15 protein-coding genes are annotated in these 21644 nt (G+C 72.9%); 7 read left to right on the top strand and 8 right to left on the bottom strand.

The genetic code is table 11. The features are described from left to right. The first annotated feature begins 33 nt into the window (after positions 1-33). Entirely contained in the window at positions 34-756 is a 723-nt protein-coding gene (locus MT994_RS06060; RefSeq protein WP_086149029.1) for a methyltransferase domain-containing protein, read from the top strand. Positions 757-1288: 532 nt separating this feature from the next. On the opposite strand, the gene MT994_RS06065 is transcribed toward MT994_RS06060, so the two are convergent. Together MT994_RS06065 and MT994_RS06070 are read right to left on the bottom strand one after the other, a co-directional pair. After that, complete coding sequence (locus tag MT994_RS06065; protein WP_354805539.1) at positions 1289-5941, bottom strand: discoidin domain-containing protein; 4653 nt, start codon at positions 5939-5941, stop codon at positions 1289-1291. A 640-nt stretch (positions 5942-6581) separates the two neighbouring features. Next, positions 6582-7439, bottom strand: a complete 858-nt coding sequence (locus tag MT994_RS06070) for a hypothetical protein (RefSeq protein ID WP_354805540.1) — start codon at positions 7437-7439, stop codon at positions 6582-6584. 252 nt (positions 7440-7691) lie between these two features. Between MT994_RS06070 and MT994_RS06075 the strand changes: the two genes are divergently transcribed. Then, positions 7692-8564 carry an A/G-specific adenine glycosylase gene (locus MT994_RS06075; protein ID WP_255438007.1) on the top strand — a complete coding sequence of 291 codons (873 nt, stop codon included), beginning with the start codon at positions 7692-7694 and terminating at the stop codon, positions 8562-8564. A gap of 7 nt (positions 8565-8571) precedes the next feature. Here MT994_RS06075 and MT994_RS06080 read toward each other — a convergent pair whose 3' ends face one another. The 4 genes from MT994_RS06080 to MT994_RS06095 form a co-directional block, all read right to left on the bottom strand. Then, complete coding sequence (locus MT994_RS06080; protein WP_354805542.1) at positions 8572-10545, bottom strand: beta-L-arabinofuranosidase domain-containing protein; 1974 nt, start codon at positions 10543-10545, stop codon at positions 8572-8574. 110 nt (positions 10546-10655) lie between these two features. Further along, a complete protein-coding gene (locus MT994_RS06085) occupies positions 10656-11546 on the bottom strand; it encodes a carbohydrate ABC transporter permease (RefSeq protein WP_021482281.1) in 891 nt (296 codons plus the stop codon). Between the two features lies 1 nt (position 11547). Then, positions 11548-12558 (bottom strand): sugar ABC transporter permease, encoded by a 1011-nt coding sequence (locus MT994_RS06090; protein ID WP_144721683.1) that lies wholly within the window; start codon positions 12556-12558, stop codon positions 11548-11550. 152 nt (positions 12559-12710) lie between these two features. Beyond that, a complete protein-coding gene (locus MT994_RS06095) occupies positions 12711-13988 on the bottom strand; it encodes a sugar ABC transporter substrate-binding protein (RefSeq protein ID WP_354805544.1) in 1278 nt (425 codons plus the stop codon). Between MT994_RS06095 and MT994_RS06100 the strand changes: the two genes are divergently transcribed. Together MT994_RS06100 and MT994_RS06105 are read left to right on the top strand one after the other, a co-directional pair. After that, positions 13981-14238, top strand: coding sequence for a hypothetical protein (locus tag MT994_RS06100; RefSeq protein WP_194228460.1), 258 nt, complete (start codon positions 13981-13983; stop codon positions 14236-14238). The genes MT994_RS06095 and MT994_RS06100 overlap by 8 nt on opposite strands. Before the next feature lie 110 nt (positions 14239-14348). Continuing rightward, positions 14349-15380, top strand: coding sequence for a LacI family DNA-binding transcriptional regulator (locus MT994_RS06105; RefSeq protein WP_086149034.1), 1032 nt, complete (start codon positions 14349-14351; stop codon positions 15378-15380). Here the strand turns inward: MT994_RS06105 and MT994_RS06110 are convergent. Beyond that, a complete protein-coding gene (locus MT994_RS06110; RefSeq protein ID WP_354805546.1) occupies positions 15373-16017 on the bottom strand; it encodes an amino-acid N-acetyltransferase in 645 nt (214 codons plus the stop codon). The genes MT994_RS06105 and MT994_RS06110 overlap by 8 nt on opposite strands. Positions 16018-16042: 25 nt before the next feature. Next, positions 16043-16993, bottom strand: coding sequence for a sugar-binding domain-containing protein (locus MT994_RS06115; RefSeq protein WP_034655252.1), 951 nt, complete (start codon positions 16991-16993; stop codon positions 16043-16045). 230 nt (positions 16994-17223) lie between these two features. Here MT994_RS06115 and MT994_RS06120 point away from each other — a divergent pair, with 230 nt between their 5' ends. The 3 genes from MT994_RS06120 to glpK all read left to right on the top strand — a co-directional run bounded on the left by MT994_RS06120 (position 17224) and on the right by glpK (position 21561). Further along, a complete protein-coding gene (locus MT994_RS06120; protein ID WP_114552824.1) occupies positions 17224-18972 on the top strand; it encodes a glycerol-3-phosphate dehydrogenase/oxidase in 1749 nt (582 codons plus the stop codon). Positions 18973-19145: 173 nt separating this feature from the next. Continuing rightward, positions 19146-19907 (top strand): MIP/aquaporin family protein, encoded by a 762-nt coding sequence (locus MT994_RS06125; protein WP_021482286.1) that lies wholly within the window; start codon positions 19146-19148, stop codon positions 19905-19907. Positions 19908-20043: 136 nt separating this feature from the next. Further along, the gene (gene glpK, locus MT994_RS06130; protein WP_021482287.1) at positions 20044-21561 is read left to right on the top strand and encodes a glycerol kinase GlpK; all 1518 of its coding nucleotides are present in this window, start codon (positions 20044-20046) and stop codon (positions 21559-21561) included. The last annotated feature ends 83 nt before the right edge of the window (positions 21562-21644 follow it).

Below are 21644 nucleotides of genomic sequence, written 5' to 3' on the forward strand. Positions count from 1 at the left end.
CCGACCGTCCGCACGACGCACACGGAGGGGACCGTGGACCACGTCGACGAGTGGTCGGCACTGGCCGACGCCTGGGCGCGCTGGTGGGCGCCCGCCGCCGAGCCCGCGCAGCGGGCGATCCTCGACGCCGCGGGCGTCGGGCCGGGGTCCCGTGTGCTCGACGTCGGGTGCGGCACGGGCGAGCTCGTCGCCCTGGCCGTGGCCCGCGGGGCCGAGGCGGCCGGGTGCGACGCCGCCGCCGGGATGGTCGACGTCGCCCGGCGCCGCAGCCCGGGCGCGGACCTGCGCGTCGCGCAGGCGGAGCGACTCCCCTGGCCGGACGACTCCTTCGACCTCGTGACGCTCGTCAACGCGCTCGCCTTCACCGACGTCGCGAGGACGCTCGTCGAGTGCCGCCGCGTCGGTGGGCTGGTCGCCGTCGCGACGTGGGCCGAGGACGAGCTCAACGACCTCACCGTGCTCGAGCGCGCGGTCGCGGGCGAGGACCACGAGCCGAGCGACGAGAGCCGCGAGGAGGGGCACCTCGGCGCGCTCCTCGCGGAGCACGGCTTCACGCCGGTGACGGAGGGCGTCGCGGACGCGCCGATGGTGCTCGCCGACGCGGACGACGTCGTTGCCGCGATCATGTTCGGCGAGTCGGACGAGCTGCGCGCCGAGCTCCGCCCCGACGTGCTCCGCGCCGCGCGACCGTTCCGGCGTCCCGACGGCTCCTACCTGCTGCGCAACACCTTCCGCTGGGCCCTGGCCCGCCGCTGACACGTCCCCGCCCCGCCGAGGGAGCCCTGGTAGCGCGAGGTAGAGCCGTGGTTGGCCGAGGTAGAACCCTGGCCCGCCGAGGTAGAACCCTGGTCCGCTGAAGGAGAACGTCCATCGACGACGGATGGCCGCGATCCCCCAGTCGAAGACCGTGGTGCTCTCGTTCTCGCTGAACGTCCAGGGCGTTGCACATGCGGATCCGCGATCCCGGGCGGTCGCCCGGGTGAGCCAAGACCAGGGCGAGACGACGCCGGGCGGGGTGGGTGGTGGTGCCGCGTCGTGGCGGGCCTGGCGGGAGCCGCGAGGAACGAGCGGCGGATGGTAGACGCGGCACCACCACCCACCCCGCCCACCCAGGCCGACCACGCGCCGTCGAGCACAAGAACCACGGCTCTACCTCGCGCGACCAGGGCTCTACCTCGGCGGACCAGGGCTCTGCCCCGGCGGACCACGGTTCTCCCTCGCAGACGGGTCTCGCCCCGGTCCGTGGGGACGGACCGGGGCGAGACGGTGGTGCGACGCGCGCTGCGGGTCAGCCGCAGGAGCGGGCGTCGTACTGCTCGGTGACGGTCGTCGACCTCCCCTCGGCGTCGGTGGCCACGACCGTGACCTCACCGGCCTCGACGGAGGACGCACGGGTGGCGAACGACTGGTAGACGTTCTTCCCGGGCTCGACACCGTTGACGGTCTTGGTGCCGAACGGCGTGTCGAGGCGCACCGTGAGGGGCGCGTCGTCGTCGTTCTGCGCGCGGACCGCGACGTAGACCTTGCCGGCGAGGCAGCGGGTCTCGGTCGTCACCGTGACGGCCGGGCCCGCGGGAGCGCCGTCGCCCACGGTGAGCGTGAGCGTCGTCGTCGTGGTGCCGGCCGTGCTGACGTAGTCCGGGAGGACGAGGTCGCCCCGGACGACGTACACGCCCGGCGTCTCGACGACGCTCTCGTCGAAGTCCCACTCGACCCCGACGGCCTGGTTGTCGCGCGAGCCGTCGTTGTAGGAGACGAGGACCTTGGTGGGCAGCCACGGCTGCTCGCCGACGTCGACGCTCTGCTCGAACTGCTCGGCGCCCTGGATGGAGATGCCGCCCTGCGAGCTCTCCGGCCGCACGTACACCTGGGCCTCGGCGATGAGGCCGTAGGTCGTGTTGGTGCCGTAGACGGTGAACGGCTCGACGTTGGTCTCGGCGACCATGGCGGGCGTGATCGGCTGCCACGTGAACTCGACGGCACCGCGGCGCCCGCTCGAGTACACGACGTCGAGCGTCGAGGGGAGCTCCGGCACCTCGCCCGTGACGGTCCGCAGGATCACGGGGCTCGCCACGGAGTCGACGGTGTCGCCGTTGACGCGCCACCGCAGGATGCCGGTGCCGGCGCCGCCGGTCTGCACGCCCGTGATCCGGACTCGCAGGTAGCTGGCCTCGACGGGCTCGAACTCCAGGTGGTTGTACGCGTTGCGCTGGAGCGCGCCCGCGTACGTGGAGCCCTCGGTCAGGGTGACGGGCGTCCAGTCGGTGCCGTTCTGCGAGTGCTCGACCGTGTAGGTGTCCGCACGCGGCATGCGCGTCCCGCCGTTGTCGTCGTACCAGTAGATGTCGGTCGACGCGACGAGCACTGGCGACTCCCACGCGTACCGGATCCACGCGGCGTTCTGCGCGCTCGTGCCGTTCGCGGGCTGTCCCCACGTGCCCCAGCCGTTGCCCGCACCGGGGTTCGAGCTCGCGGGCGTGGAGGGCTCGTTGACCCGGAGCGGGTTCTCCCAGGAGGCGGACCCGCTCGTCGTGACGGTCGCGAGCGTCCCGAACTCGGCGGACGTCGCCTTCTCGGTGAGCTCGACCTCGACGTCGCGCTCGGTCGTGAGCTCGCCGTCGGACGCCGTGAGCCGGAAGGTGTACACCCCCGGGGCCGTGCCCGTCACCGTCGTGGTGAGGGCGTCGGCGGCACCGAAGATGACGCTGGCCCCGTCGGGCGCGGAGACCGTCGACCACCCGTAGGTGAGCGTCCCGTCCTCCGGGATGCCGTCGTCGGTCACCGTGCCGACGAGCGTGGTGGAGAGGTTCCCGTCCTTCGACCGGTCGGCGTTCACCCCGACCGTCGGGGCGTCGTTGACGACCTCGGGCACCTCGCGGCCCGAGTCGAAGACCTGGATCTCCGAGATCGCCGTCCAGGACGACGGCGTGTTCGTGAACGCGACCCGGACCTTGTCCGCCGTCACGGCCTCGAACAGCGCCTCGTTGAACTTGGGCCCGGGGACCTTGGGCGCCTTGAACGCGTCCGGCACGGTCGTCCAGCCGCCGGACCCGTCGGGCACCTGGACCGAGTACCGCAGCGGCTCGCGGTACCCGCCCGCCTGCCGGTCGCTGACGAACCAGACCTTGACGTTGTCGAACGTCGTCGGCTCGCCCAGGTCGAGCTCCACGTAGCCCGTGTCGCCCTCCGTGCCGTAGTTGCCCCAGAAGGGCTCGTTGGCGGTGTTGCCGTCCGTGACCGCGTCGAGCGACACGGGCCGCTCGGTCTCCTTGATCGCGCCCGGCGTGTAGTTCATCGAGCCCGTGCTCCAGCCCGGCGTGTGGAACTGGCGCCACGGCGTCGGGCGCGCACCCTGCTGGGTGGCCGACGACGACAGCTCCGCGCCGCGCGCGAGGTTGTCGGCGTCCTCGGTGAGGTCGATGCCGGCCGTCCTCAGGTACGACACGACGCGCTCGTCCTCGATCGGGGTGTCCACGGCCGTGGGCACGTCGGCGCCCTCGTCGGCGACGACCTGGACCGCGAGACCCTCGTCCGACTCCACGACCTCGTTGGCCGCCGGGTCGTAGACGAACCGGCCGAGGCCGTCGGCCGCGGCCTTGCGCTCACCGTCGACGAAGAGGCTGTAGCCCTCGCCGAGGCCGTAGTGCGAGCCGTCCTCGTCCCAGACGATCGTCACGTCCTTGCCGTGGTACCGCAGGTTGTTGACCATGAAGTGGTCGTACCCGAGGTCGATCGGCCAGAGCTCGATCTTGTCGTCGGACCGCGGCTGGATGCCGCCCATGTCCTCGACGTAGATGTAGTTCATGTTGCCGAGCATCACGTGGTTCGGGTTGTTGCGGTTGAACGTCTGCGTGCTCGCGTTCCAGTTCGAGTAGTACTCGGCCTGGTTGGGGACGAGGGTGTCGCCGTTCGGGTAGATGCTCCACGCCATCCAGTCGAGGAGCTTCGCCGCGTACTCGGGCGTGACGTAGGTGTGGTCGGGGTCGTAGTGCCGCAGCGCGGACCGCACGCCCCGGTACTGGACCGTGAAGTTGATGTTCGAGAAGTTGTTCGACCCCCCGATGCCGTACTTGGCCCGGTCGTACTGGTTGGCCGTGTAGAACGGGAAGATCGGGAAGTTGTCCCCGTAGCGCAGGAAGCGGAACCCGTCGACGTACGTGCCGGCGTCCTCGACCGGGATGAGGTTCTCGGCGTAGATGTCGTAGAGGTTCGACTCCTTCGCCGGGATGAGGTCGCGCTCGGCCTGGCTCAGCGGGTTCTGGTTCCCGCCCGACGTCGCGCCGTGCGACGTCCCCGCGAGGAACATGCGCGTCTCCTCGCTCCACAGCCGCCCGAGGATCGCGTCCCGGATCTCGTCGGCGGTCTGCCCCATCTCTGCGACCTTCTCCGGGTCCGCCCCCGCCATCGCGTAGAGCTGGCGGGCGGCGTCGAACGCGCCCCACACGTACGCGGACTCCGGGCGCTCGATCGTCCGCGCGCCCGGCGCCCCCGCGTCGACCTTGGGGTACCCGAAGCTGATCGCGTCGGAGTCGTTGCCCGGCATGTAGTTGGTGTCGTACGCGATGAGCTTGTCGTCGTTGCCGTCGTAGTGCTCGAGCTGCCCGGTGCCGTCGCCCTCGAAGTACGTCGCGAAGCGCTCGGCGACCGCCGGACCGCCGCCGTGCACGTTGTACGCCTCGAGGCCCGCGGTGCCGAGGTACTGCGAGTAGTGGTTGTTCCAGCTCGTGTGGCCCGGGCTGTCGAGGAACGCCGACGCCCCGGAGAGCTCACCGATGTTGAGGATCTGCCCGTACCCGAGGTACGGGTTGCGGATCCACTTGGTGTCCTGCAGGTGCATGGGCTGCGTGAGCGCCACCGAGTTCTGGTAGAGGTTCACGCCCTCGATCGTCGTCGGGTACTGGTACACGTAGCCGGGCTCGTTCGCGTCCAGGCTGTTGTACCGCTCGCCCCACCAGCGGTAGACGATCGCCTTCTCGATCGCCTCGTCCGGGACGTCGATGTACGGGACGTCCTGCGCCCACTGCCGGTTGAACTCCGTGACGCCCGTGCGGAACGCCTCCGCGGGGGTCAGCGCGGCGTACTCGTGGAAGCTCTCCACCGACTCGGGGAGCGTCTCGCTGGACAGCACGCCGAGCACGGACAGGTCGACCGAGCCGCCCGCCGGCACCGTGACCTCGCGGTCGAGGTTGGTCCCCGTGCGCTCGAACCCCGGGGCCTTGAGCCCCACGGTCACGGTGGACCACGGCGTGTCCACGAGCCCGTTGTTCGACCCGCTCGTCAGCGTGCGGGTCCCCGTGAGCTCGTCGGCCGCGTCGGCTGCGGCCGTCGCGAGCGGCGAGGACGCGCGCACCGTGAAGGTCACGTCGCTCGCGCCGGGGTTGGTGAAGGTCAGCGCGGACAGCGCCACGTTGTCGTACGTGATGAGCTTCTTGAGGTCCGCGACGACGCCCGTCGTCCCGACGGTGTAGCGCGCCTTCGCGTGGCTCGGCGCGTTGAAGCGCTGCGCCCCGACCTCGGTGATCGTCTGCCCGGGCACGGTCACGGTGTAGAGGTTGCCGAGGTTGTTCGGCCCGCCCGCGAACGCGGAGCCCGCGAACCCCATGACCGCCCAGTTGCTGTTGCCCCGCAGGTACAGCGACCGGCCGCGCGTCTGGAGCACGCTGTTGCTCGCCGTCCCGCTCACCCCGAGCACGCGGTCGAGGTAGTAGTCCGTGCCGCCCGCGGCCAGGTCCTTCTCGAAGATCGACCCGTGCATCGAGCCCGCGGTCCACGGGACGCCCGGCTCGAGGGCGGCGGCGACCTGGTCCAGGTTCCTGTAGACCGGGTCGCCGATGTCCATCGAGTCCGTCGTGCCGTCGGTGTAGACACCGATGTCGCTCTCGTTCCCCGGCACCACGTCGGCCTGTGCCGCCGGTGCCAGTGCGACGCCGGTGGCGGCCATCGCACCTGTCATCGCCGAGGCGACGACCCTTCTCCACGCTCTCCCCGACATCACCAAGTCCTCTCCATCGGGAACCGGAACAGGTCCGGGACGACGACGGCACCACGCGTCGCGCGGGTGGACTGCTTCGTCCGCCCGCCCCGCTGCGGGACGCGTGAACCCGATCGTCGTGCCGGCTCGCGCCGCGCCGCGGAAGTCCCGTACCCGGGGCTCGTGGCCCCCGCTCCCTCCGCGATGAGGTCGCCAGTCGCGAGCCAGTCAACCAGCCGGAAGCGAGTACCGCAATGGTTTTCGGTCTCGACTTCGCGGTGCCGCCGGGTCAGCGCGCCGCGACCCTGCTGACGGATACTCGCTCTGCGCGCTGCGATATCGGACGCTGCGACGCGATCTCATCGACCGGCAGAGCCATCGACACGACCAGTCTCCGAAAACACCCTTCCATCCGTTTCGCCGAGGTGGTCCGCACAGGGGCGACCGCCCCGCCCCCTCGTGGGCGGAGCGCCGCGGGTGCCGCGAGGACGGGGCGGCGAGGAAGAGGGGCACGGGCGAGCACAGGGCACAGGGAGGAGCGGGGAAGGTCCGGCCGGCAGCGGGTCGCAGGGTGCGAGGAGCGCGACGTCGCCGCGGAGCGGGCTCGGCCCTACGCCCCGTCGGTCGTCGCGTCCGGCGGCGCGGCGCCCTCCGCGGGCGCCGTCCCGTCCGCGGGAGCCGTCCCGTCCGCGGGCCCCGTCCCGTCCGCGGGCGGGGTCCCCTCGGCGGGAGGAGCGGTCCCGTCCGCCGGGGTGGTGCCCTCAGCGGGTGCGGTGCCGTCGGCCGGTGCGGTGGTCTCGGCCGGGTCCGGCGTGGGGGCGGGCGGTGCGAGCAGGGTGAAGGTCACGGGCTCGCTCGTCGCGCCGTCGACGCCGGCGATGCTCACCACCGCCGTGTACGTGCCGGGGTCGACCTCGGGCTGGTCGGGCGCGCAGCCCTCGACCGAGCGGTGGCGGTCCCACCGCACGAGCCGCGACGGGTCCTCGTCGCCCGTGCTCATGAGGAGCAGGCGCTCGGTGGACCCGCAGTGGGCCGACGACCACACGAGCTCGTCGCCCGAGTAGACGAGCACCTGACGGCCCGCGTCCGACCCGTCGACGAGACACGGCCGCCCGCCGGACTGCCGGACGGTCACGTCGAGCTGCACGGCGCGACCGGGCTCGTACTCGGCGGCGTTCGTCGTCACGGCGAGCTCGAGCGACGCCGCCGTGCAGTCGCGGGGCGGGCCCGCGGCCTCGGGCGTGGGGGGCGGCGACTTGCCCTCCTGCGCGCTCGCGTCGCCGCTCAGCAGCGGCCCGACGGCGCGGACGGCCACCTGGCCGAGCAGCACGAGGCCGACGACGAGCGCCACGAGGAGGAGGAGCGCGACGAGCCGACGCCGCACCAGGGCGGCGCGCGTGGGCGCGCCCGGCCCGGTGCTCGGGCGGGTGCTCGGCCTCGGGGTGCGGTCGGTCCGCGGCGTGCTCACGGGTCCTCCGTCGTGCTCGTGCTGGTCGGGACCACGCTAGCCGTGAGGGCGCCCCGCGGGACCGGTGCCGCGCCGACGGCGGCCCAGGTCGGGGCACAATGTGTGCGGCCCGACCCCGACCCTCCCGAGGACCCACCACCCGTGCCAGCCCCCGCCCCCCGCCCGGCGTGCGCCGACGGCCCCGCCCGCACGGCACCCTCGACTGCGCCCTCGACCGCGCTCTCGACCGCGGCCGGAGACCCGCACGCGGGGCTGCGCGACGCCGTCGGGCGCTGGTTCGGCGCGACGGCCCGCGACCTGCCGTGGCGGGCCGCGGACCGCACCGCGTGGGGCGTGCTGGTGAGCGAGGTGATGCTGCAGCAGACGCCGGTCGTGCGGGTCGAGCCGGCCTGGCGGGCCTGGATGGAGCGCTGGCCCGAGCCGGCCGACCTCGCGGCCGCACCGACCGCCGACGTGCTGCGCGCGTGGGGCCGGCTGGGCTACCCGCGGCGCGCGCTGCGCCTGCAGGAGTGCGCCCGGGCGATCGTCGAGCGGCACGACGGCGAGGTGCCCCGCGGCGAGGAGGCGCTGCGCGCGCTGCCGGGGGTCGGCGAGTACACCGCCGCGGCGGTCACCGCGTTCGCGCACGGGCGCCGCGCGGTCGTCGTCGACACGAACGTGCGCCGCGTCCTGGCGCGGGCGGTCGGGGGCGTCGCGCTGCCCGCGCCGTCGTACACGGCCGCGGAGCGCGCGACTGCCGCCGCGGTCGCCCCACCCGACGACGACGACGCGGTGCTGTGGGCGGCCGCGTCGATGGAGCTCGGCGCGCTCGTCTGCACGGCGCGCGCGCCCCGGTGCGGCGTCTGTCCCGTCCGCGACGCGTGCGCGTGGCGCCTGGCCGGGCGCCCCGGCGACGAGCACGCGGCCCGACGCCGCACGCAGGCCTGGGCCGGCACCGACCGGCAGGCGCGGGGCCGGGTCATGGCGGCGCTGCGCGACGCGCCGGGCCCGGTGCCGCGCGGCGTCGTGGCCGAGGTGTGGCACGACGCCGCGCAGCTCGACCGGTGCGTGGCGAGCCTCGTCGAGGACGGGCTCGTCGAGCAGGTCGACGGGCCGGGCGGGGTGCTCTACCGGCTCCCCGCCTGACCCGCCGTCAGACGGTCGGGAGCCACACGCGCATCGTCGACGGACCCCGGCCCGCCCAGTCGTGGTACGGCACGAGCCGCACGTCGACGGGCTCCGCCGGGGCGACCCCGGCGCGCGCGGACCCGGTCCGGCCCGGGGCACCGCCGTGCAGGGGCGCGTACGGCCAGGGGCCGGGCGCCGGGTCGACGAGCAGCCCGCGGACGACGACGTGCCCGTCCTCCTCGCGCGGCGCGACGGCGACGTCGACGCGCAGGTCGGCGACGTCGCGGCCGCCGGGCAGGTCCACCGACTCCACGCACAGCACCTCGGGGCCCCGCTGCACGGCCACGCACCCGCGCACGGCGTCGATCCGGTCGTCGGGCACGAGGAACCGGGGCGCCACGTCGAGGTCGAGCGTGACGACGCTCCCCGGTCGCAGGTCCGGCACCGCGACGGTGCCCGCGGGCACGTGGCGGGCGGGTCCGTCGTCGACCACGAGCAGCCCCGAGCCCGACCACGCGGGGACGCGGAGCGTGAGCGCCCACCGCTCCGGCGCCTCGACGACGCGCACGCGGACGCGGCCCGTGGCCGGGTAGTCGGTCTCGACGTCGAGCGCGACCGCCTCTCCCGACGGGAGCGTCGCGCGGACCTCGCTCGGTGCGTACTGGTGGAGCTGCACCCCGCCGTCGTCGACGGTGGCGAGGTACCCGGCGAGGCTCGCGAACGTGCGCGCGACGTTGGGTGGGCAGCACGACACCTCGAACCACGGCGCGCGCAGCGACGACTCGGCGCGCTTGCTCACCTGGTCCGGCGCGGCCGGCTCGCCCGGGACGCGCTGGTGGAGCGTGTTCGCGTAGTAGAAGGCGCGGCCGTCGTGCGCGGGCGACGTCGCGACCACGTTGAAGAGGGCGCGCTCCACGACGTCGGCGTAGCGCGCGTCGCCCTGCGCGAGCAGGAGGCGCCACGCGACCATGACCGACCCGATCGACGCGCACGTCTCCGAGTAGGCGCGGTCCGGCGGCAGCACGAAGTCGTCGCCGAACGCCTCGTCCTGGTGGTGCGACCCCTGCCCGCCGGTGACGTAGGTGCGCGCGGCCTGCGTGCGCTCCCACTGCCGCGCGACCGCGGCGACGAGCTCGTCGTCCCCGGTCTCCACGGCCACGTCGACGGCCCCCGCGGCGAGGTAGTTCGCGCGCACCGCGTGGCCCCGGAACACCGTGGCCTCGCGCACCGGGACGTCGTCCTGGTAGTACGAGCGGCCCCACTCGATGTCCGCGAGCGTGCCGTGCCCACGGCGCTCGACGAAGAGCGCCGCCTGGCGCACGTAGCGCGGCTCGTCGAGCGCGCGCCCGAGCTCCGCGAGCGCCACCTCGACCTCCGCGTGCCCGCACACGCCCTGGATGCCGTCGGGCCCGAACGTCTCGCACACGTGGTCGGCGGAGCGCCGCGCGACCTCGACGAGGAGGTCGTCGGGGTGGCCGGTGCGCACGCGCGCGACGGCCGCCTGCAGGAGGTGGCCCTGCACGTAGAGCTCGTGGCCCCACTCGAGGTCCGTGTACCGGGCGGGCTGCCCCGGGTGGCCGAACCGCGTGCACAGGTACCCGTCGGGTGCCTGCGCCGCAGCGACGCGCTCGACGATCGCGGCGAAGCGGCGCTCGAGGGCGTCGTCGGGCCGGCGCCCGAGCTCCCAGGCCATCGCCTCGAGCAGCTTGTACACCTCGGAGTCGCTGAACTCGCGGCCGCGACGCGTCGTCGCGACGTCGCCCCGCACGACGGCGTCGAAGTTGCCGAGCCAGCCCTCGGCCTCGAGCCAGTGCTCGATGTGCGCGAGCGTCGCGGTCCGGTTGACCTCCTGGCGCTCGCCCCAGAACCCGCCCGTGATGCGCACCTGCGCCAGCCCGAGCGGCTGCAGCCGCCCGGTCGCGGGGACGACCGGGCGTCCGCCGTCGGTCGGGCGGGCACCGGTCCCCGTCGTCCGGGGCACCGTCGGGGTCGTGGTCATGGCAGCACCTCCCGAGGCGACGGGGTCGCCTCGTCGTTCGTCGGGGACGACGCCGGACGGCGTCGGATCGGTAGGCCGCAGGGCGGGGTCGAGGTCGGGGACGTGCGTCGTCATCCCTTCAGCGCCCCGGACATGAAGCCGCGCACGTAGTGGCGCTGGAGCAGCAGGAACAGGACGATGCACGGCGCCGCGAGCACGACGACGCCCGCCTGGGTCGCGCCGTAGTCGACGATCCCCATGACCTGCTGGCGCATGTTGGCGACCGCGAGCGGCAGCGGCGCCTTCGTCGAGTCGGTGATGAGGATGAGCGGCGCCACGAAGTCGTTCCACGCGGCGAGGAACGCGAACAGGCCCACGGTGATGAGCCCGGGCTTGACCGCGGGGACGAGCACGCGGCGCAGCGCCCCGAAGGACGAGCACCCGTCGACCATCGCCGCCTCGTCGAGCTCGCGCGGGACGGACTCGAACGAGATCCGCATCATGAACGTCGCGAACGGGAGCTGGAACATCGTGAGGACCAGCGCCAGGCCGAGCAGCGAGTTCTGCAGGTGCAGCGTGTTGAGCAGCACGTAGAGCGGGATGAGGAGCGTCGCGTACGGCACCATGAGGATCGCGAGCGTCACGAGGAACAGCACGTCGCGCCCGGGGAACCGGAACCGTGCGAACGCGAACCCGCCGAGCAGCGAGACGGTCAGCGTGAAGAGCACCGTGAGCCCGGAGACGACGACGGAGTTCCACAGGTACTGGCCGATGCCGGCCTGGTAGCCCGCGAGCGTCACGTAGTTGCCGAAGCCCCAGCCGTCGACCTGGTTGCTGCCGGGCTGCGGCGAGAACGACGCCACGCCGGCCCACACCAGCGGGAAGAGGAAGACGATCGCCAGCCCCCCGGTGAGCACCCAGTACGGGGTGCGCGTGAGGATGCCCGCGATGCGGGCACGAGGAGCCGGCCCGGGACGTGCCCCGGGTGCGGGGCGGGCGGGGGCGGTTGCCGTGACGGCCATGTCACTTCTCCTCGGGTGCGCGCATGCCACGGACCTGCGCGACGTTGATGAGCACGAGGGCCGCGAGCACGATGATCGACAGCGCGGCGGCCACGCCCAGGTCGTTCTGCCCCTGGAAGGCGATGTTGTAGATGAGCTGGACGACGGTGATGGTGCTGTTGTCCGGCCCGCCCTTGGTGAGGATGTAGAACTGGTCGAACGCGAGCAGCGACCCGGTGACGCAGAGGATCGTGCAGAGCGCGAGCGACGGGCGCAGCAGCGGGACGGTCACGCGCGCGAACGTCTGCCACCGGTTGGCGCCGTCCATGCGGGCCGCCTCGTACACCTCGTGCGGGATGCCCTGGAGCCCCACCATGAGCAGCAGCATGTAGAAGCCGGCGAAGCGCCAGACGATGAGGAACACCGTCGACCAGAGCGCGCCGTCGGGCGACCCGAGGAACGAGACGGGCTCGTCGACGAGCCCCAGGCGCTCCAGCAGCGGCGAGATCGGCCCCACCTGCGGCGAGTACAGCGCGTAGAAGAGCAGCGACGCGGACGCGAGGCCCAGCGCGCTCGGCACGAGGATGGACGTGCGCAGGAAGCTCTTCCACCGGCTCGACTCCTGCACCAGGAGCGCGAACCCCAGCCCCAGCGCGATGAGGAGCACGGTGGCGATGGCCGTGTACTTCAGGGTGAAGACGACGGAGTCCCAGAAGAACCGGTTCTCGACGGCGTCGCGGAAGTTGTCGGGGAAGTTCACGCCGCGGTTGCCCGCCAGGAGCGGCCAGTCGGACGCCGACATCTGGCCGACGAGCAGCACCGGCAGGACGAAGAGGACGAGGACGAACACGGCCGTCGGCGCGGCGTAGGCCCACCCGCGGGCGGACTGCGACCGACCGGGTCGACGGCGGCGCGCGGCGCCCGCGGTCCCGGCGGCGCGGGGCGGTCGGTCGTCGCTCGGGACGGGCCCGCGGGCCGCCGGGCCGTGCGGCACGGGTGGTGGCGGCGTCGAGGGCGCGGACTGCACGGACATGGCTGGTCTCCTGGGACGGGGGGCGAGGGAAGCCGGACCGGGCTCGCCGCCGCACGGCCTGCGGGCGGCGGCGAGCGCTGTGGTCGACCGGGTCGGTGGTCGGGCGGTGGACCCGCGGGAGGTCGCCGGCGGCGCGGGGACCTCCCGGGGCCTCACTGCGACAGGACCGCCGTGATCTCCTCGTTGTCCGGCTCGATGCTCGCGCCGTCGCCGAACACGGCGTTGCGCACGAGCGTGAGCCACGGGCTGTTCGGCGCGTTGAACGCCTGCTGGAAGTTGCGCGCGACGGGCGTGCGGCCCTGGCTCGCGATCTCGTTGATCGTCATGACGCGCGGGTCGGCGGACGAGAACTCGTTGTCGACCAGGTCGGCACGGGACACGACGTCGCCGTTCTTGGCGAGGACCTGCACCTGGGCGTCCTCGGACATCATCCAGGACAGGAAGTTCCACGCCTGGTCCGACTTCTCGCTGTCCTTGGAGATGCCGATGCCGTCGCCGCCGACGAAGGTCGACCCGCCGCCGTCGGGTCCGGGGATCGGCGCGACGCCGACGTCCACCGTCTCGTCGGCCGTCGACAGGAGCGTCGCCGGGTACGGCATGACGCCGATCTTGCCCTCCTGGAAGGGGGCGACCCACGTGGCACCCGTCTCGTCGCGCGTGCCCGCGCCGACGGCGTCGGAGTCGACGAGGTCCTTGTAGACGGCGTACACGTCCTGCGCGGTGTCGCTCGCCAGGAGCGACTCGGCACCGCCGTCGCCGAGGACCTCCTCGTCCGCGGCCCAGATCGACGGGAACCACGTGAAGACGAGGCACCCGCCGCAGTTGCCGCCGAAGAACGTGCCGTCCACCCCGCCACCGAGCGCGTCGACGGCCTTGGCCTGCTCCGCGAACTCGGCGAGCGACGTCGGCGGCGCCTCGGGGTCGAGGCCCGCCTGCTCGTAGAGATCCTTGTTGTAGAAGAGGACGGAGACGTCGAGGACGAACGGGAGGATGTACTCCTGGTCCTCGTACGTGCCGGCCTCGAGGTGGCCCGGGTTGATCTCGTCCGCGAAGTCCAGCTGGTCGATGCGCCCGGTGACGTCCTGGTAGAGGCCCTGCTCGACCCAGTTCGGCACGTACACGATGTCGGCCGCGAACAGGTCCGGCAGGCCGCCGCTGCCTGCGGCGGCACCGACCTTCGCCACGTAGTCGTCGTTGGGGACGATGGTGAGCTCGACCTCGTTCTCGTGGCTCGCGTTGTACGCGTCCACCAGGAGCTTCGCCTGCTTCTCGAGCGGCGCGCGCGTCCACAGGGTGAGCGTGCTGCCGTCGTCGACGCCCTCGACGCCTCCCTCGCCCGTGCCGCCCGTCGCGGCGTCGTCGCCGCCGGAGGCGGACCCGCACGCGGCGAGCCCCAGCGCGACGAGGCCGGCGAGCGTCGTCGTGGCCACGGACCTCTTCCACGAGGTCCCGCGGTGGTGTGTCATCTCGTGTCTCCTCGTACTCGTCTTCGAGCCGTTGCACCTGCGCCCCGTGCTCGCGCTTCGGGCGAACACGTTTTCGGTCACGGTGTCGCGCTGCGGCGCGCTCCACCTGGCCGACCCTCCCCTCAGGCGGCTAGTGTTCGATGTCCTGGCGTCGACCGTGAGCGGGGTGCTCGCGTCGTCGCTGGCGCCGAAACTAACCGAAAAGGTTTTCTGAATGTATGGCAGCGCGATAGCCTCGTCAAGCAGGGCAGCGGGTTACAGTTCGATCACGGCTCGATCGTCGAGGGCGCAGCGCAGCGCACCGGCAGGAGGGGGAACGGCCTCATGACGACCCAGAGCGGGAGCGCCTCGCCGCGCGCGGCGACCCTCACCGACGTCGCACGCCTCGCCGGCGTGTCCATCGCGACCGCGTCCAAGGCGATCAACGGCCGCGACCAGGTCAAGGCCGAGACCCGCCTGCGCGTCCTCGAGGCCGCCGAGCGCCTGTCGTTCGCGCCCAACGCGCTCGCCCGCGGACTGCTCAAGGGCCGCACGGGCACGGTGGGCCTCCTCACGAGCGACCTCGAGGGCCGGTTCTCGATCCCGGTCCTCATGGGGGCCGAGGACGCGTTCGGGGCGGGCCGCGTGTCCGTCTTCCTGTGCGACGCGCGGGGCGACGCCATCCGCGAGCAGCACCACGTGCGCGCCCTGCTCTCCCGGCGCGTGGACGGCCTCATCGTCGTGGGGTCGCGGACCGACCCGCGCCCCCCGCTCAGCGCCGACGTCCCCGTCCCGGTCGTCTACGCCTACGCGCCGTCGGAGGACCTCTCCGACGTCTCGATCACCGCGGACAACGTGGGCGCGGGCCGCCTCGCCGTCGAGCACCTGCTCTCGTGCGGGCGCCGCCGGGTCGCGCACGTCTCGGGCGACCCCGGGTACAAGGCCGCGCAGGACCGTGCGGCGGGCGCCGAGGCGGCGGTGGCCGCCGCCGGGCTCGAGCTCGTCGGCGGACAGACGTACTTCGGCTCGTGGAGCGAGGGCTGGGGACGGGGCGCGGCGCGCATGATCGTCGAGCAGCACGGCGACGTCGACGCGTTCTTCTGCGGCTCCGACCAGATCGCTCGCGGCGTGCTCGACGCGCTGCGCGAGCTCGGCCGCGACGTGCCGGGCGAGGTGTCGGTCATCGGGTTCGACAACTGGGAGGTGCTCACGACGAACGCCCGCCCCCAGCTCACGAGCGTCGACATGAACCTCGAGCGGCTCGGGCGCGTCGCGGCGCAGCGCCTCTTCGCCGCGATCGACGGCACGGTGCGCCCGGGCGTCGAGGAGCTCCCCTGCCGCGTGGTGACCCGCGCGTCGACGGTCCCGATCAGCTGAGCACGGAGTCCGCGGCGGCGCCGCTGCCGCGGTCGTCGAGGTCGTCGAGGTCGTCGAGGTCGAGGAGCATCCGCGTGTTGCCGAGCGTGTTGGGCTTCACGCGCGCGAGGTCGAGGAACTCCGCGACGCCGTCGTCGTGCGAGCGCAGGAGCTCGGCGTACACCTCGGGGGACACGGGCGTCCCCTCGATGGTGCGGAAGCCGTGCGCACGGAAGAAGTCGACCTCGAACGTCAGGCAGAACACGCGCCGCAGGCCGAGCGCGCGGGCGCGGGCGACGAGCTCGACGACGAGCGCGTGCCCGACGCGGTGCCCGCGCCACGCCGGGTCCACCGCGAGCGTGCGGATCTCCGCGAGGTCGTCCCACATGACGTGCAGCGCCCCGCACCCGACGACGCGCCGCGCGTCCGCGCCGTCCGCCGCGTCCGGGTCCGGCACCTCGGCGACGACGAACTCCTGGACCGCCTCGTAGTACCCGACCATCTCCTTGGCGAGGAGGATGCGGTCCTCGGCGTAGGGCTGCACGAGCGCACGCACCGTCCGCACGTCCGCGGGCAGCGCGGGACGGACACGGACGGCAGAGGTCGTGGGCACCGCGACACTGTACGCGCGCGAAGCACCCGCTGCATAGTCATGCATCGGGACGCATATGTGCGCTCTGCGCTCAGGAGCCCCCGACGAGGTGGGCCGCCGTGATCTCGTCGACGACGAGGTCGGTCACCACGCCCGCGCGCAGGGCCGCGCGCAGCGGCGCCACCTTGTTGTCGCCCGCGACGGCGCACACCCGCCGCGGCACGCGCCGCAGCTCCTCGGGGGCCGGCCCCGTCGCGCGCTCGTTGAGCGCGATGTCGCGGTAGGTCCCGTCGGCGCGGAGGAACACCGTGCAGACGTCGCCGACGACGCCCTCGGCGTCGAGGACCGCGATGTCGTCGGGGTCGAGGTACCCCGCGGAGTACACGTGCGACGGCACGCCGCCTGCGACGGCCCCGACGGAGAACAGCGCGATGTCCGCCCGGTGCTGCACGTCGAGCACGCGGCGCACGGACCGCTCGCGCCACATCGCGCGCTTCGTCTCCGCGTAGTCGAAGAACGCGGGCACTGGGAAATGGTGCACGTGGGCGTCGAACGCGCTGCCGAAGCCCGCGATGAGGTCGCCCGCGTAGTGCACGCCCGACGTCCGCGTGTTCGCCGCCCCGTTGAGCTGCACGACGGCGCTCCCCCGGGTCGGCTTGCGCGGCAGGTGCCGGGACACGGCCGAGAGCGTCGTGCCCCACGCGATCCCGAGGATCATGTCGGAGTCGAACCACGTCGACAGCAGGCGCGCGGTCGTCAGCGCGACCTGCTCGAGCCGCTCGACCTGCGGCGCCTGGTCGGGCACGGGGACCACGTAGGCGTCGATCCCCCACGTGCTCGCGAGGTGCTGCCCGAGCCCCGGCCCGCGGCTGCGCGCGGGCCGCAGCGAGATCTCGACAAGACCCGTGTCGCGCGCCCGCTTCACCAGCCGCGACACCGTGGACCGCGACGTGTGCAGGTGCTTGGCGATCGCCTCCATCTTCATGTCCTGGAGGTAGTACATCGACGCCGCGCGCAGGACGTCCTGCTCCCGATCGACCATCGCGGTCTCCTTCCCGTCACCCCCATTCTGCACGTTCGTGCACCACGGTTGCGCGGGCGTTCGCCGCGTGGTGGTCTGGAGCGTGTGCCTCCGCGCCGGAGACCCCGGTGCACGCACGGCGGTTCCCGCTCGCGCACCCTGGTCGGGCGTGGGACCGTCGCTGTGAGCGCACCGTGGGCGCGATCGTCCCGCGGCGTGCCGCAGCACCGAGGGACGAGAGAGGAAGACGGATGGCATCCACGAGACTCACCGCGGACTCCCGGCGGCAGGCGCTCGCCGCGCTCGAGGCCAGCACCAGCGCGGACGCCGAGCTCGACGTCCTCGTGATCGGCGGCGGGGTCACCGGTGCCGGGATCGCGCTCGACGCGGTCACGCGCGGGCTCTCCACCGCGATCGTCGAGGCGCAGGACTGGTCGGCGGGGACGTCGAGCCGGTCGAGCAAGCTCGTGCACGGCGGCCTGCGCTACCTGCAGATGCTCGACTTCCACCTGGTCAAGGAGGCGCTCACCGAGCGCGACCTCCTGCTCAAGGAGATCGCGCCGCACCTCGTGCGCCCCGTCCCCTTCCTGTACCCGCTCGAGCACCGCGTGTGGGAGCGTGCCTACGTCGGCGCGGGCATCGCGCTCTACGACACGCTCGCGAGCGTCGCGCCCGGTCGCCGCGCGATGCCGCTGCACCGGCACCTGTCGCGCAGCCGCATGGAGAAGAAGTTCCCCGACCTCGCGCACGACGCGGCCGTCGGCGCCGTCCAGTACTGGGACGCGTCGGTCGACGACGCCCGCCTCGTCTCGACGCTCGTGCGCACCGCGGCGTCGTACGGCGCGCACGCGGCCTCCCGCACGCAGGTCGTCTCGCTCACCAAGGGCTCGACGGGCGCCGTGAACGGCGCCGTGCTCCAGGACCTCGAGACGGGCCGCGAGATCACCGTCCGGGCACGCGCCGTGATCAACGCGACCGGCGTCTGGACGGAGGACACCGAGGCGCTCGCCGGCAGCGAGGGCGGCCTGCGGGTCCTCGCGTCCAAGGGCATCCACATCGTCGTGCCGCGCGAGCGCATCAAGGGCCAGGTCGGGCTGATCCTGCAGACCGAGAAGTCGGTCCTGTTCGTCATCCCGTGGTCCCGGTACTGGGTGATCGGCACGACCGACACCCCGTGGGAGCAGGAGCTCCAGCACCCCGTCGCGACCGCGGCCGACATCGACTACGTGCTCGAGCACGCGAACGCCGTGCTCGCCCACCCCCTCACGCGCGACGACATCATCGGCACGTGGGCGGGCCTGCGGCCGCTGCTCCAGCCGGGCACCAAGGAGGGCACCAGCTCCGCGAAGGTCTCGCGCGAGCACACGGTGGCCTCCCCGACCCCGGGCCTCACGGTCATCGCCGGCGGCAAGCTCACCACCTACCGCGTCATGGCGAAGGACGCGGTGGACTTCGCGATCGGCCAGCGCGCGAGCGCCCTGCCGTCGATCACGCACAAGATCCCGCTGCTCGGCGCCGTCGGCCTCGACGCCGTGCGCCGCCAGGCGCGGCCCTGGGCGTCCCGGTACGGCTGGACCCCGGCCATGGTCGACCACCTCCTGCACCGGTACGGGTCCAACCTGCGCGAGCTCGTCGAGCTGTGCGAGGCGCAGCCGGACCTCGCCCGTCCGCTCGAGCACGCGCCGGCCTACCTGCGCGCGGAGATCGCGTACGGCGTCTCGCACGAGGGGGCGCTGCACCTCGAGGACCTGCTCCTGCACCGGACCCGCCTCAACTACGAGGTGCCCGACCGGGGCCTCGCCGCGCTGCCCGAGATCGCGGCCGTCGCCGCCGAGATCCTCGGGTGGGACGACGCGACGCGCGACGCCGAGATCGCGAGCTACACCGCCCGCGCGGAGGCCGAGGCCGCCGCCGAGCAGGAGCCCGACGACGCGTCCGCCGAGCGCACCCGGCTGGAGGCGCCCGACGTGTCGCCGCTCCAGCCGCTCCGCACGACCTGACAGCTGCACATCGCCGCGAGCGAGCCCCGGGTGCCGACCGACGGGTCGGTCCCCGGGGCCCCGCACACCGACCCCACGGGGCGCACGCCGACGGCGGACCGACCCGAGGACCCGGCGCTCAGGTGCGTCGGGACGGTTGAGACAGAGAAGTCCACCACGAAAGAGAGAGCACGATGGATCAACTCCTCATGAACGCCTTCTGGTCCGAGATACTCGGCACGGCGACACTGATCCTCCTCGGCGCGGGCGTCGTCGCGAACGTCGTCCTCCCGAGGACCAAGGGCTTCAACGGCGGCTGGCTCCTCATCAACTTCGGATGGGGCCTCGCGGTCTTCGCCGGCGTCTACGTGGCCTACAAGTCGGGTGCGCACCTCAACCCGGCCGTGACCATCGGCCTCTTCACGGCCCAGGAGCCGTTCTTCTCCGTGACCGGCCCCGAGGGGCTCGTGACGGCGACCATCGAGCCGACGGTCGGCAACATGTTCCTGTACTTCGGGGCCCAGATGATCGGTGCCTTCATCGGCGCCGTGCTGGCGTTCCTGGCGTACAAGAAGCACTTCGACGAGGACGCGCCCGGCGCGACCAAGCTCGCGGTGTTCTCCACCGGCCCGGAGATCCGCTCCTACGCGTGGAACTTCGTCACGGAGGTCATCGCGACGTTCGTGCTCGTGTTCTTCGTCGTGGCGTCCGGCAAGACCCCGTCCGGCCTGGGGCCGCTCGCGGTCGCGCTCATCGTGGTCGGTATCGGCGCGAGCCTCGGTGGTCCCACCGGCTACGCCATCAACCCTGCCCGTGACCTCGGTCCCCGCATCGCGCACGCGGTGCTGCCGATCCGGGGCAAGGGCTCGAGCGACTGGGCCTACGCCTGGGTCCCGGTCGCCGGTCCGCTGGTCGGCGGCGTCCTCGCCGGCCTGCTCGGGGCCGCCTGGGTCTGACCGACCCGGACGACCGGACCTCTCCCCCGCGTGACCGGGGAGCCGGGGGCCTCCCCGGTCACGCGACCCGCGCCGTCGGGCGCCGGGCACCTACGCCGCAACCACACCCACACCGACGTGAAGGACTGAACGCACCATGGCCGACTACGTTCTCGCCATCGACCAGGGGACCACGAGCTCCCGGGCCATCGTCTTCAACCACTCCGGGGAGATCTACTCCACCGGGCAGCTCGAGCACGACCAGATCTTCCCGCGCGCGGGGTGGGTCGAGCACAACCCCGAGCAGATCTGGAACAACGTGCGCGAGGTCGTCGGTCTCGCCCTCACCCGAGGCAACCTCACGCACGAGGACATCGCGGCCGTCGGCATCACGAACCAGCGCGAGACGGCCGTCGTCTGGGACAAGACCACGGGCAAGCCCGTCTACAACGCCATCGTCTGGCAGGACACGCGCACCCAGAAGATCGTCGACGAGCTCGGCGGCGACGAGGGCCCCGAGAAGTACAAGTCGATCGTCGGCCTGCCGCTCGCCACCTACTTCTCCGGCCCGAAGATCAAGTGGATCCTCGACAACGTCGAGGGCGCGCGCGAGAAGGCCGAGAAGGGCGACCTGCTGTTCGGCAACACCGACACGTGGGTGCTGTGGAACATGACGGGCGGCACCGAGGGCGGCGTGCACGTCACCGACGTGACGAACGCGTCGCGCACGATGCTCATGGACCTCGACACGCTCTCCTGGCGCGAGGACATCGCCGCGGACATGGGCATCCCGCTGTCGATGCTCCCCGAGATCCGGTCGTCGTCCGAGGTGTACGGCCACGGCCGTCCCCGCGGTCTCGTCCCCGGCGTCCCGATCGCCGGCATCCTCGGCGACCAGCAGGCGGCCACGTTCGGCCAGGCGTGCTTCGAGGTCGGCCAGGCCAAGAACACGTACGGCACCGGCAACTTCCTGCTGCTCAACACGGGCACGGAGAAGGTCATGAGCAAGAACGGCCTGCTCACGACCGTCTGCTACAAGATCGGCGACGCGCCCGCCGTGTACGCGCTCGAGGGCTCGATCGCCGTGACCGGCTCGCTCGTGCAGTGGCTGCGCGACAACCTGGGCATGTTCGAGGACGCGCCCGACGTCGAGTGGCTCGCGGGCAAGGTCCAGGACAACGGTGGCGCCTACTTCGTGCCGGCGTTCTCCGGCCTGTTCGCGCCCTACTGGCGGCCCGACGCACGCGGCGCGCTCGTGGGCCTCACGCGGTACGTCAACCGCAACCACATCGCGCGCGCCGCGCTCGAGGCGACGGCGTTCCAGAGCCGCGAGGTCGTCGACGCGATGAACGCCGACTCGGGCGTCGACCTCACCGAGCTGCGCGTCGACGGCGGCATGGTCGCCAACGAGCTCCTCATGCAGTTCCAGGCCGACCAGCTCGGCGTCGACGTCGTGCGCCCCAAGGTCGCCGAGACGACCGCGCTCGGCGCCGCGTACGCCGCGGGCATCGCCGTCGGCTTCTGGAAGGGCGAGCAGGACGTCATCGACAACTGGGCCGAGGACAAGCGCTGGAGCCCGTCGATGGAGTCCGGCGAGCGCGAGCGCCTGTACCGGAACTGGAAGAAGGCCGTGACGAAGACCATGGAGTGGGTCGACGAGGACGTGGAGCAGTAGCCCGTCCAAGGACCACCCGCCGAGGGGGTGGGGTGCACGGCGCCGCGGCGTCGCGCACCTCACCCGCTCGTCGTCCTCCCACG

Origin of the sequence: Cellulosimicrobium sp. MI9406, from assembly GCF_040595865.1 — a bacterium.
Lineage (GTDB): Bacteria > Actinomycetota > Actinomycetes > Actinomycetales > Cellulomonadaceae > Cellulosimicrobium > Cellulosimicrobium funkei.